9 protein-coding genes, 1 pseudogene and 1 riboswitch are annotated in these 12,901 nt (G+C 68.1%); of the genes and pseudogenes, 5 read left to right on the top strand and 5 right to left on the bottom strand.

Annotation, left to right across the window (positions count from 1 at the left end; translation table 11 throughout):
* Positions 1–107: 107 nt before the first annotated feature.
* Positions 108–620, bottom strand: a complete 513-nt coding sequence (locus tag CF165_RS39335) for an SRPBCC family protein (protein WP_205661091.1) — start codon at positions 618–620, stop codon at positions 108–110.
* Between the two features lie 205 nt (positions 621–825).
* Here CF165_RS39335 and CF165_RS51870 point away from each other — a divergent pair, with 205 nt between their 5' ends.
* Positions 826–1,077, top strand: a complete 252-nt coding sequence (locus CF165_RS51870; RefSeq protein ID WP_167441713.1) for a hypothetical protein — start codon at positions 826–828, stop codon at positions 1,075–1,077.
* Between the two features lie 93 nt (positions 1,078–1,170).
* Here the strand turns inward: CF165_RS51870 and CF165_RS39340 are convergent, their stop codons facing one another.
* The 4 genes and pseudogenes from CF165_RS39340 to CF165_RS39360 all read right to left on the bottom strand — a co-directional run.
* Entirely contained in the window at positions 1,171–1,692 is a 522-nt protein-coding gene (locus CF165_RS39340; protein WP_240521989.1) for an SDR family oxidoreductase, read from the bottom strand.
* Positions 1,693–2,289: 597 nt separating this feature from the next.
* Entirely contained in the window at positions 2,290–2,898 is a 609-nt protein-coding gene (locus tag CF165_RS39345; protein WP_093952684.1) for a GNAT family N-acetyltransferase, read from the bottom strand.
* Positions 2,899–2,905: 7 nt separating this feature from the next.
* Positions 2,906–3,019, bottom strand: a riboswitch (SAM riboswitch).
* 337 nt (positions 3,020–3,356) lie between these two features.
* Positions 3,357–3,980: an alpha/beta hydrolase-fold protein gene (locus tag CF165_RS53705; protein WP_338023590.1), complete on the bottom strand. Its 624-nt coding sequence runs from the start codon at positions 3,978–3,980 to the stop codon at positions 3,357–3,359.
* 413 nt (positions 3,981–4,393) lie between these two features.
* A pseudogene (locus tag CF165_RS39360) lies at positions 4,394–4,531 on the bottom strand (response regulator); the annotation flags it as partial.
* 59 nt (positions 4,532–4,590) lie between these two features.
* Between CF165_RS39360 and CF165_RS53885 the strand changes: the two are divergent.
* The 4 genes from CF165_RS53885 to CF165_RS39375 all read left to right on the top strand — a co-directional run bounded on the left by CF165_RS53885 (position 4,591) and on the right by CF165_RS39375 (position 12,898).
* Complete coding sequence (locus tag CF165_RS53885; RefSeq protein ID WP_369126866.1) at positions 4,591–5,016, top strand: HNH endonuclease; 426 nt, start codon at positions 4,591–4,593, stop codon at positions 5,014–5,016.
* A 341-nt stretch (positions 5,017–5,357) separates the two neighbouring features.
* The gene (locus CF165_RS39365; RefSeq protein ID WP_240521990.1) at positions 5,358–7,178 is read left to right on the top strand and encodes a non-ribosomal peptide synthetase; all 1,821 of its coding nucleotides are present in this window, start codon (positions 5,358–5,360) and stop codon (positions 7,176–7,178) included.
* 55 nt (positions 7,179–7,233) lie between these two features.
* The gene (locus tag CF165_RS39370) at positions 7,234–11,715 is read left to right on the top strand and encodes a type I polyketide synthase (protein ID WP_093952686.1); all 4,482 of its coding nucleotides are present in this window, start codon (positions 7,234–7,236) and stop codon (positions 11,713–11,715) included.
* A gap of 1 nt (position 11,716) precedes the next feature.
* Positions 11,717–12,898, top strand: a complete 1,182-nt coding sequence (locus CF165_RS39375; protein ID WP_093952687.1) for a serine hydrolase domain-containing protein — start codon at positions 11,717–11,719, stop codon at positions 12,896–12,898.
* The last annotated feature ends 3 nt before the right edge of the window (positions 12,899–12,901 follow it).

The following is a 12,901-nucleotide window of genomic DNA, read 5'->3' on the forward strand; positions in this document are numbered from 1 at the left end:
CCGGTAGGTGATCCAGAGTCCGTGTGCGGAGGCGAGATGGACGGCGAGACGCGGCCCGTGTTAAGCGACGTTGACGAAGGCGTTGTGCTGTGGTCTCGGCATGACGGCTAACCACCCACGGCGGCCACGTAGTCGTCTCGCAGTTCGATCGCGCGTTCCCATGAGGACCAGGTGATCTCTTTGCCGTCGAGCCGCGCTTCGACCACTTCGAGCGCGGCCTGCCAGCCCGCGCCGAGGTCGGGGGCCTGCTTGCGGCTGTCGAAGGTGTAGGTGAAGAGCAGCCGGCAGCCGCCGTGGCCGTCGTCGCTCAGCTCCCAGCGGAGGACTTCGCCGCTCCACGTGTACTCGAGCAAGCGCGGCGGCTCGACGACGGTCATTTGGCCTTTGGTGACGGTGTCGGTGCCGTCTTCGAGGCCGAGGCGCTTCTTCGCCTCGTCGGTCATGTCGAACTTGATTTCCGCACCGGGAGTCAAGTCGAACGTGACGGCGGCGGGGAACCAGGCCAACAGTTCGTCCCGCTCGGTGAGCGTGCGCCAGACCCGCGCGGGCGGGTGGGCGAGGGTGCGCTCGAAGCGCAGCGCCAGGCGGTCGTCCTCGGTGGAGTTCACGGTGCCAAACACGAGCAGGCTCCCTTCGAGTGGACGGCATCCGGCATGGCCGGTCGGGCGGGGCGCAACCGGAGTATAACAGCAAGGGAATATAGCTGTCACGGCATATAATGTGATTCTTCGCTCCGCCTGAAATCCATCCGTGGGACGGCGCCGGGCGCCCGGCGCCAGTGACTGAAAGTAACGGTTCCGAGCGTCGAACCGTGGCCACCGTCCAATGTTCGGGTCGCCGGTGTGCGCGAACCGGGTCCGGTACTCGATCATCTGGCCCGACGGCCGCCGCTGGGCGCCATCGAGCGGGTCGTTGTACGTGATCGCGAAGAGGGACAGCAGCTCCACCGTCGCCGCCCTCGACGCGATCACCACCAAGTACGCCGGCCGCGGTAAGACCGTGGAGATCGTCGGGCTCAACGCCGACAGCGCGCGCCGGCCCGGCAAGCTCTCCGGAGAACTCGCCGGCAGTCACTGACCGGCGGGCGGCGGGTCGAGATGGGCACGCAGCATCCGCTCGGCGGTGCCCACCCGCAAGCTGTCCGATGAGGACACTTGTGCCGACGCTTAGTCAGTTCAGAAGCCGCGGGCGCGGACCAGGCGTCCCCTTTTGCTCTTCGGTCATCCACCCGGTGTCGGTCGGGCCCGGGTTGATCGCGTTGCACGTCACTCCCAGATGGGCGAACTCGGCCGCGGTGGCCAGGGTGATCCGGTCCATTGCCCCTTTGCTCGCCCCATAGGGCAGGTTGCCGGCGGTGTGGTCGCTGGTCAGGCTGACGATCCGCCCGCTTCCGTGCTGCCCGCGGAATCGCCGCCCATACTCCCGGATCAGCAGCCACGTCGCCCGCGCATTGACCGCGAAATGCAGGTCGAAGCTCTCCACCGTGGTGTCCAGAAGACCGGAGTCAACCGACTCGCAATGGCAGAGCACCAGCGCCGTGACGTTTCCCAGTTCGCACTCGACGCTGTCGAAGAGCTGGGCCGGCACAGCAGAATCGCTCAGATCCGCCTCGACGGCAGGTGTTCTCGCGCCAAGGGCCGCCACCTGCTTCTGCAACTCTTCGGGCGCCCCCGGCTCCACACCCCACGGCATCCGCGCGTCATATGGGGCCAGTACGTGAAGGCCACGTCCCAGCCGGCCTGGGCGAGATCCAGTACCACCGACGCCGCGATCCCCGCCGACCGTCCGGCCCCCGTCACCAAAGCAAGCGGACGCCCCACCGCGGCCACGTCCTGCTGACTTCCCACGCGCGTCTCGCCGCTCATGATCCACATCCTGGCGGGCCGGCGCTCCCACCGCATCCGATTTCCTGCGTCATCCAACCGCGGCACGCCATCGGCGGCGAGCGGTCGTGGGTCTGATGACTGACCCGGCACCGAAAGGCTGACCGGGGACAAGAGCATGTCAGGAAACCGGCGACCGGGTCCAGACACCAGGGGCGGTGCGTCGGGAGACCCGCGCGATACGGCGAAAGCCGAATTGCCTGAAGCACAATCTCCGGAAGGTGCCCGCCCGTCGGAAAGATGCCTGTCACCGACGCCGTGTACCGGGCCGGTCCCGTCCGCCGGCCGGCCTGGCGGCCAAGATCCACGACAACCGGTTCCTGCGGCTACTGCGGAACGTGCTGAAAGCCGGATACCTGGAGCAGTGGACATGGAACGCCACCCTGTCGGGTACAGGCTTCCCGGATCAGCAGCCGTCGAGGAGGTGGCTCATCCTTGCGACGTCCGGCCAGGCCATACGCAGCCCGCTGGGGGTGCCGTTGAGCCGGGCCGGGTCTCCGCCGGGCGGCGACACCGGCGCCGTCTCCACGCACGTAGCTCCGCAGTCGCGGTAGAACTGCTGCGCGGCGGTGTTCTGCTGCAACACCCACAGATACATCCCGTTGCCGCTCGCTCGCTCGCTGACGGCTCGGGCGGCGCGTCCCAGAAGCTGGGTACCGATGCCCGTCCGGCGCTGGTCGTGTACGACGTGCAGGTTGTCGACGAAGCTACCCCACACCGGGTCGTCGTCGAACACGACGTGTACGAAGCCCACAAGCCGGCCATCGCGCTCGGCGAGGACGGTCTCGCTGTTGGCCGGTGCAGCTAGCCGCGCCGACCACACCGAGCGGCGGTCGGCCGCGACGTCGCCATCGAGGAACGAGTCGGCGTAGGCGCCCCGGTAGTGCCGACGCCAGCTGTCGGCGTGCAGCATCGCGATCTGATCGGCATCGTTCGCCGCAGCAAGTCGCCACACTGGCCCGAACCGCGATTCTTGCCCGTCGGGGCCTGTGGTTTCGCCAAAGGACGGGATCATGGGCACGCAACTCCTCTTTCCGCGGCTTGCGCACCGGGCCCGATCCTCACCCGGAGCACCCCGCCCGCGAACGGAGGGTTGCCGGCCGGCGAGCCGGGGCTTGGCGCTGGCGCTCATGACCTATGCCGGTGACGGTAGCAGCAGCGACCCGCTGGCGAAACGAACTTTTCTTCGGCATGTGCATGCATCGCGGATGCGCGATCAGCGGCAGAAGAGTGCATCCGGTTGTAGGGTGCGGAAATGGCCCGGATCCGGGGACGGCTCGGCAGCGGCGAGCTGCTGGGTGTTGCGCGAGCGGCGTTCGGTGGGCGTGAACTGGTCTTGGTGGAACGGCTGCGTGGCGGGCGGAGCTGTTCCTCGACCGCGCCGTTACCCGCGGCTCCGACGGATCGAACAGGGCACCGGCGTCGACCTCGCCGATGGAGAACAACGCCTCGTCCGAGTTCCGGCTCAGCCCATCACCGTGCCCGAGTTCGCGGTGTTTCGGTTGCGCTTACGAGAAACGCACCGAGGTCGATCTCCAGGCCGGTGCGCGGGGCCCGGAACCGGACGGGCGACGCGTCGTGGTCGACGCCGTTCTCCACCTGGTTGATCAGCTCCGTCATCAGCTGCCCCACGACCGGCGCGTTCTTGAACTGGTTGCCGCTCGTTCCGATCGCGAGGTAGAAGCCCTCGAGTTCGGTGCGGTCGTAGATCGGGGTCCAATCGTCGGCGACGTCGTAAACGCCACCACGCCGCGCGCCCGGTGGGGCACCGCCAGGTCGGGCAACCGCCGCGCGGCCCGCGTCACCTGAGCCCGCTCCGATGCTCTCGAAGAGCGTGCTGCCGGTGAGCCAGGTGTAGAGGCTGAAAAGGCCGCCGTAGGAGTAGCCGAAGAGGCCGTGCCCGCTCGTGGCTGTGCCGTAGTCGCGTTCGATCCGCGGGTGCAGTTCCGCGGTGAGGAAGCCCAGGAACGCATCGGCATGGGTTTCGTGCAATTCGGCGAAGTCCAGGTACGCCTGTTTGCCGCAGTCGAGGTTACCGTGCAACATCGATACGCCGAATACCGTCCCGTATCTTGGCGACGCCGCCTTCGACCCCATGTTCGGCTATTTCGTAGTGTGAGTCTGAATCTGTTCGGCTGGACGGCGGTCGCGCTGCTGTGCCTTGCCGGTGCCGGCATCGGATACGGGTAGCAGGCTCGTCGACTTGCCAGGCGGGCTGGGCATCACCGGAGGTGCCTTGGCCGTATTGGCCATCCTCCTTGTGCTCGACCGCCGACGCTACGCCCGGCTCCCCGGTCATTCCGGACCCGACCGCAGACCTTCTGGGTCATCACCTCATCGGCGGAAGAGGACGTTCGAGCGGTGGTGCCGGACGTCTTTACCGGGCCAGTCCGACGATGTCGCCGCCACCGAGCGCGAGTGCCGCACTCATCGGGCGCTTGCTGTCGTCGTGGCGGACACCGTCGCGGCCGCGGTTGCGGTCAACCTGCCCATCAGCATGACCGAGCGCTTACGCCCGCGATCACCTCGGTCCCGTCCAGGTTGGGCAGCCCGGGGTCGACCACGACGACGTCGGGCTTGGTCTCGGCGACCGCCTTGAGCGCGGCCGTGCCGTCGTGCGCGGTGATCACCTTGTAGCCGCGGTGCATGCGACACTCATCAGGCGCTCGAGACCCTGGCAGCCAAGCACAAGTCCACGGTCACCAAGATGGCGGCCCGGAATCGAGCCAAATTCGAGGCTCCTCACGGACTATGTACGTGTGCTCCAGTTCGGGTTCCCCATCCCCGCAAAGAGATCGTCAACCGGCTCGCGCGGAACAGGTGCGAGCTGTGTGAGGACAACGGCACCGTCGCGGTTCACCATGTCGCCAAACTCACGCGGCTCGGTCAACCCGGACCCGACCAACCGGCATGGGCGGCGATCATGGCAGCCGAACGCCGGAAGACCTCGTGGTCTGTCGACCGTGCCACAAGGACCGAGCCCATCACCGATGAACCTCCGGCACCTCACACGCAGCCCCTGTTCCGCCCTCGGTCAGGAACCCCTGCCCAGACGGGTTGTCTCACACCGGTCCGACCAAGAAGGGTTTGCCACCAGCAGTTCTGCGCGATGTGCAGTTACGCACACCCGTGACATCTCGCCGGCACAGTTTCGAATTTCGTACCAGCCCACACGGTCAAATTGTCGATTTCGTGCAACCTCAGGCCTGGTATTGCAGTGTGTTGAAAGATCACCCGATCAGAGGTACGCCCGTCGGTTGATCAAGGTAATCATTGGACTTGAGGGACGTGAATAAGCGTGTGCAACTCGCAACGTAGCACTGTGGCGACGATTTTCTCGGTGAACTGGCCGCAGCTGTTCGGTATATCCTCGGCAGGGGTGTCTGCGCTGTGCAACCGGTAGAGCTTGCGGAAACGACGACCCGGTGGATCGTCGACAAGATTCATCAGTGGGTAAAGGCATCGCCGGACTCGGTGGCAGTTTCGGACGCGAAGGAATCCGTTTCGTACACGGAACTCTGGTGCCGTACGGAGGCAATGGCCCGGCTGTTGCGCGCAAGCGGGTGCAGGCCCGGTCGCCCCATCGGCTTGTGCATGTCACCGACGGTTTCCCGGGTGGCGTCGATCCTGGGTGCAATCGGCATCGGATCGCCCTATGTGCCGATCGACCCGAACCTCCCGGACGGCAGAATCCGCGTCATGATGGACTCGGCCGGTGCGGGCCACGTCATTGTCGACGAACGCACCGCGGCGAGGTTCTCGGCGATGTCATATGAACTGGTAGACGCCTCCACATATTCGTCGTCCGATTCGATGGATTCGACATTGATCGAGCCGAGCGGCTCCGACCTCGCGTACATCATCTACACCTCGGGATCCACCGGCACCCCGAAGGGCGTGGCGGTCGAGCACGGCAGCCTGAGCCACCTGCTCAAGGCGCTGGACGGCGTGCTGCCCCCACGGCGTGACGACTCGGCCCAGTGCTGGCTGGCCGCGGCGAACATCTGCTTCGACATGTCGGTGGCGGACCTGTTCTGGCCGCTGTCCCGGGGCATCCCGATCGTGGTCGCCGAGCTGGAGTCCCTGGCCGGGCGATCCGACGAGGGCGCGGAGTTCCTGACCTCCGTGCTCACCAGCGGACGGATCACCCACTTCCAGGCGACCCCGTCCCTGGTCCAGCTGATGCTGCAGGACCCCGTGCTCGCCGGCGCGGTCCGTAGCCTCGAGGTGCTGGTGATGGGCGGCGAGATCGTGCAGCCCGGCCTGGTCGCCCAGCTCGGGCCCGTGCCCTACCTCTACAACGGCTACGGTCCCACCGAGGCCACCGTCTACACGACGATGCACCGGTGCACCGGCGAGGACGTCGAACACGTGCCCATCGGGCGCCCTCTACCCGGCGTGGACGTTCGTGTCGTCGACGAGGCCGGGCGCGACCGCCCACCTGGCTTGCTCGGCGAGCTCCTGATCGCCGGACCGGGACTGGCCCGGGGATACATCAACGACGCGGAGCTCACCGCCAGGAAGTTCCCGGTGCTGGGCGGGCGCCGCTGGTACCGGACCGGCGACCTGGCCAGTGTCGACGCGGACTCGACCGTGCGGTATCAGGGACGCATCGACAGTCAGGTCAAGGTCCGGGGTTTTCGAGTCGAGCTGGGGGAAATCGAGGCGGCGATCCATGCGGTTCCCGGCGTCGACGAAGCCGCGGTTTTCCCGGTCCGCGGTCCCGGTGGCCGGGTGACCGGGTTGACCGCGGCGGCGAAATCCGCGGCGGCCGACATCACCGAGGCCGCAGTTTTCGTCGAAATCAGCAAAGTGCTGCCGAAGTACGCGATACCCCAAGCCGTGAAGATATTGCCGGAACTCCCGATCGGTCTCACCGGGAAACTCGACCGGAAGGCGCTGGAACGCCAGCTCATGGAACTCGATCCGGTGTCGCACGGCGAGGCGGTCGACGGCCGTTCATTCGGCGATTGTGAGCGGATCGTCGCCGAGGCGTGGAGCTCGGTTCTCGGCGCCGACATGACCGGCGAAGCCGACCGGACGTTCTTTGATGCCGGCGGAAATTCGATCCTGCTCGGCTCGGTTTTCGCCCGTCTTCGCGATGAGTTTCCCGAGGCGGATCTGCACCTGGTCGATATGTATCGGCATCCGACGATATCGGCGATGGCGGCCCGGCTCAGCGCCGGCGGCGCACCGTCCGATTCGTCCGGCAGTGAAGCTTACGCCGGGCCGGGCGAGAACCGGCGCGCACTGAGCGCGGCGGAACGTAGGCGGCTGGCCCGACGAGCGCGGTAAGGATTGAGCCGGCGGACCACCATGGGTTGTGCGAGCACGGGAGGAGCGGGAAGATATGCCGCGGAACGAGCCGGACGAGTATCGTCCCGGCGAGCCGCATGGTGTGGCCGTAATAGGAATGGCGTGTCGCTTTCCGGGCGCGGAAACTCCGGCGCAGTTCTGGTCGAACCTGGTCGACGGGCGGGAATCGATCAGCCGTGAGGACGGTGCGGACGGCTGGATCCGCGCCAGTTCGACGCTGGCCGACATCGACCGGTTCGATGCGGAATTCTTCGGCTTCAGCCCACGCGAGGCCGCCCTGCTCGACCCGCAGCACCGGCTGTTCCTCGAGGTCTGCTGGGAGGCACTGGAGGACGGCGGCGCCGCGGGCCGGCGGCGGGTCTCGGACGTCGGCGTGTACGGCGGCTGTGGAACCAGCCTCTACCTGATGAACAATCTCAGCGGTGAGGCGAGCCGGTCGAAGCCGAACTACCTGGACTCCACCGAGGATCTGCAGCTGACCATGGCCTCGGACCGCGACTACCTGACCAGTCGCGTGTCGTACAAGCTCGGCTTCGACGGTCCCAGCGTGAACGTCCAAGCCGCGTGCGCCACTTCGCTTTACGCGCTTCACTTGGCGTGCCAGGCACTTCTGGCCAGCGAGTGCGACATGGCGCTGGCCGGCGGGGCACACGTGCCGGTCCCTCAGATCGACGGCTACCGACCGGAACCCGGTCTGGTGCTGTCGCAGGACGGCCACTGCCGGGCCTTCGATGCGCGGGCCACGGGCACGGTCTTCGGCAGCGGCGTCGGCGTTGTGCTGCTCAAGCCGCTGGACCGGGCGCTGGCCGACAACGACCGCGTGTACGCGGTCATCCGTGGCACCGCAGTCAACAACGACGGTTCGGGCAAGCCGGGTTTCAGCACGCCGAGCGTGGCCGGTCAGGCGGCGGTGATCCGCCAGGCACTCGCCGCCGCGGACGTCGAGCCCGGCTCGATCTCCTACGTCGAGGCGCACGGCACCGCGACGCCGGTCGGTGACCCCATCGAGGTAGCGGCGCTGACCGACGCCTTCCGGGGCGCGCGGCCACAGTCCTGCGCCCTGGGGTCGGTCAAGACGAACATCGGGCACCTGAGCTGGGCCGGCGGCATCGCCGGGGTCATCAAGGTCGCACTCGCGTTGTGGCACCGCACGCGGCCCGCCTCCCTCCACTTCACGGAGCCCAACCCGGCGATCAACTTCGTCGCGTCGCCGTTCTTCGTGCAGACCGAGACCGCGGACTGGCCCACCGAAGACGGTCCGCGCCGCGCTGGGGTCAGTGCCTTCGGTCTCGGCGGCACGAACGCCCACGCGGTCCTGGAAGAGGCACCGACCGCGCGTGCCACCAGGAACGACCTCGCCGGCGACGCCGAGCCCGGCATCCACGTGCTGCCGATTTCCGGACGCACCGAGCCGGCCCTCCGCGACATGGCGGCCCGAACGAGCGCGGCGTTGCTGGATGACGTGGCGCCGGCGGTGGCCGACGCGGCCTTCAGCCTCGGTAGCGGGCGCCGGCACTTCGCCCACAGAGCGGCAGTCGTCGGATCCGACCGGAAGACGCTCGCCGCGCTGCTCGACGCCGTGGCGACCGGACAAGTGGACACCTCCGACGAGTTCGACGGGGAGATCGGTCTCGCGTCCGGAGTGGCGCCGGCCGCGCCCCGGCTGACGATGCTGTTCTCCGGCCAAGGCGCGGAGTACCTGGAAGGATGCCGTGATCTCTACCTGTCCGAGCCCTTCTTCCACGGGTTCGTCGACGACATCGATCCGCACTTCCGGAAGCACACCGGACACCGGCTTTCCGATTTCCTCTACCAGGACGGCACGCGTCGGGGCATGCCTGTCGCCGACATCAGAATGGCCCAGCCGGTCGTCTACGCTCTGCAAGCGGCGCTGCTGGAGCTGTGGCGTAGCTGGGGCGTCACGCCAGAGGTCCACATCGGACACAGCCTCGGCGAGTACGCGGCGGCGTACGGCGCGGCCGTGTTCGACCTCGAAACCGGGCTGTATCTGGTATCCGAGCGCGCGAGGCTGATCAGCACCCTGCCCGAGTCCGGCGCCATGGCGTCGATACTCGCCGGCCAGCGGGAGGTACTCGATCTGCTCGACGGCACCGACCAGGTCGACATCGCGGCGCTCAACTCGCCGAACAGCACAGTGATCTCCGGCGACAGCGAAGCGTTGAACGCGGTTATCGCGACGGCCGCGAGGCGCGGCGTCAAGGCCAAGAAGCTGCGGATCAGCCGGGCCGCGCACTCGTCGCAGATGGACGCGATCCTGGACGACTACGCCGCCGTGGTCGAGGCCGTGGACCTGCGCCCGCCGAAGCGGACGATCATTTCCACCCTCACCGGCGCCGTGATCGGCGACGAGATCGCGAACGCCGCCTACTGGCGACGCCAGTTGCGGCGGCCGGTCCGGTTCCTCGAAGCGATCCGCGGCGCCGCCAAGTCCGATGTCCTGCTGGAGATCGGCCTGTCCGACACGCTCACCAACCTCGCCCAGATGACGTTGGGCGACGACGGGAACGAACCGACGGTGTTGGAGACGCTGCGCTGGGAACGCAACGACGTGGCATCCACCCGATTGGCGCTGGCCGGGGCATACGCGGCCGGCGTGACGGTGGACTGGGAAGCCGTGTCCGCCGGCGGACACACGGTCACCATGCCGACCTACCCGTTCCAGCGCCGCCGGCACTGGATCTCGTCGACCCGGTCGGCGGCCGGTCTTCCGACCGGCAGCGTCGACTCGCTGGCCGTTGAAGACGGTGCGAATCAACCGGAAGCGCGCGAAACCGGCCACTACGTGGTCACCTGGGTCGACGCGCAGGCTGGAGTGACGCCGGCCGCCCAACCCCTGGCGAACAAGCGCTGCCTGCTCATCGCCCCCTCGACGGGGTCGGCCACCGATCTGGAGCGGGAGCTGACGCGGCTCGGTGCCGAGGTGCTGGTCCACGTCTTCTCGGACGACGATGACGCCGCGGCCGTGATGGCGGAGTTCCGACCGGTCACAGTGGTCAATGCCGTGCCGGCCCTGCGGAAGCGGCAGGCCGACCTCGGCGGCCGCCCGCTGGCCACCGAGTCGGTGTCCGACGACGTGCTCGCCGCCGGCGGCCTGATCACCCTGCGCACCTACCAGGCGGTGTCCGCGGCGAACCTGCCCGATGCCACCGTTTTCACGGTGACGTCGGGTGCGCACCGCATCCTGACGTCGGACGACGCCATTCCCGCACAGGGCGCTGTCGTCGGCATCGCGCGGACCGCGCGAACGGAGTTCTCGACCGTCCGGCACGTGCTCGTCGACCTGGACGCCGCCGATACCAGACATCGGTGGGCCGTGCAGGCGGCGCAACTGGCCGCGGCCATCGGCGCGGCTCCCGCCGTCGACGCCGAGCTGGCGCTGCGCGGCGACCGCGTGCTGATCCCCCGACTGCGCCCCGGCCGGGTACCGGCACAAGCCGGTCAGGTGCGCATCGATCCCGCCTGCTGGTACCTCGTCACCGGCGGGTTGTCCGGGGTCGGGCTGGAGTGCGCGCACGCGCTGTTGGAGCTGGGCGCGAAGAAGCTGGTCCTGGGCAGCCGTAGTGCGCCGGGCGAAGAGCGTGAAGAGCGGGTTCTGCGGCTGCGTCGGCAGTTCGACGCGGACATTCGCACCGAGATCGTCGACGTCACGTCCCCACAACAGGTCAACCGGCTGTTCGCCGAGTACTCCGGCGTGCGCGGTGTCATCCATGCCGCGGGCGTCATCGACGACGCGATCATGGACCGGACGGAGTGGAGCCGGATGTCCCGCGTGCTGGGCCCCAAGGCGCAGGGTGCGTGGAATCTGCACCGCGGCGCCGCCGAGCACGCGCCCGACCTCGACCTGTTCGTGATGACGTCGTCCTACGGCGGCCTGTTCGGCAATCCCGGCCAGGCCGGCCACGCTGCGGCCAGCACGTTCCTCGACGCGCTGGCGGGCCGCCGCCGGGCCGCCGGACTCCCCGGTCTGTCCCTGGATCTGGGTTCCTGGTCGGATGTCGGCATCCTGGCCGGCAATGACGATTTCCTCCGCCGGCTGGCAGAACAGGGCATCGGCACGATCTCCGCCGCGCAGGGCCGTCCGGCGGTGCGGGCCGCGATCGCCGGCTGGTCCTCGGGACAGGTCGCCATCCTGCCCACCCACTGGGACGAACTCGATCCGGATCACCACCTCGCGTCCAACCCCATCCTCAATGGACTGATCGGCGATCGGTCCGTGTCGTCGACCGAGGACCCCTCGCCGGCGATGACGAGCTCGGCCGACATCATGGCCTACGTCCGGGACGTGGTGGCCCGCGTGCTGGGCTTCGGCGACGATGAGCTCACCGGGCTCGATCTGGCGGCCGCCGGCATGGACTCGCTCAACGCGCTCACCATCAGGAACAAGCTGCAGCAACGCCTGTCGGTACCACTGCCGGCGACGATCTGCTTCGAGAAGCCCAAGCTCTGTGAGCTGGCCGCCGAGATCGAGAAGCGCATGGCGGAGGTTCGGGACTGACATGGACGTCACGATCGGGCCGGACGACGGCCGGCACCATTCGGAGCAGATCATCGGGACCGCATCGGCGGAATTCCTGCCGCTGGTGACGGAGTTCGACCGCCTGCACCAGGACGGGCTGGACTCCGACGCCGATCTGTGCGTCTACGTGGACGGCGAGGAGCGGGTCGCGCTGCGGTCGCGGCAGCGGCAGCCCGACCGGCTGCAGAACCTGCGCTCGGTCAGCAAGGCGCTGCTCTCGATCATCACGCACGCCCTGCACGAGCGCGGTGTCATCGACATCGACGCCCCGATGGCCGAGGTCTGGCCGGAATTCGCCGCAGCAGGCAAGGGATCCCTCAGCCTGGCCACCTTTCTCTGCCACCAGGCCGGGTTGGTCGGGGTCGACCGGCGGCTTTCCGTCGACGACGTGATCGACTGGGACCCGGCGGTCGAGGCGCTGGCCGCGCAGTGCCCCTACTGGGAACCGGGAACCGATCACGGCTACCACGATCTGACCTTCGGCTGGGGTGTCGGCGAGTACCTGCGTCGGGTCACCGGGAAGTCGGTGGACGAGCTCCTCCGGCAGGAGTTCCGAGAGCCGCTCGGCGCCGACGTGCACATCGGCATCGGCGCGGCGGAGTTCGCGCGCGTGACGCCGTTCCATCAGTCGCGGGTGGTCGGCGCCGGCACCGCCGCCGAGATCATCCACCTGCTCGGCGACAAGTCCTCCCTGCTCAGCCGGTCCCAGCTGAATCCGAACCTGCAGAACGTGGAGAACTCCGCGCTGTACCTGGGTGCGGAGGTGCCCGGCTGCAACGCCGTCGGCACCGCGCGAGCTCTGGCCAAGATCTTCGCCGCGACCATGGACACGGTCGACGGCGTCCGGCTCTGGAACGAGGAGACCCTCAAGCGCGCAACTCGGCTGCGGCGACGCGGCACCGACCGGGTCCTCGCCAGGGAACGGGCCTACTCCCTCGGTTTCATGCTGCCGGACGACAACCTCGGCCAGGCGGGGACGGACGTCGAGTCGTTCGGCCACTACGGGCAGGACTGCGCCCTTGTCTTCGCCGTGCCGCGCGACAACCTGGTTTTCGCCTACGCGACAACGCAATTGAACAACCGCCTTGACCAGTATTCGAAGCACGACGACCGGTCGGGTCGGCTCGGCCGGATGGCCGTCGAATCAGTTTGGGGAAGGTAACTC

The organism is Amycolatopsis vastitatis (genome assembly GCF_002234595.1).
Classification (GTDB): domain Bacteria; phylum Actinomycetota; class Actinomycetes; order Mycobacteriales; family Pseudonocardiaceae; genus Amycolatopsis; species Amycolatopsis vastitatis.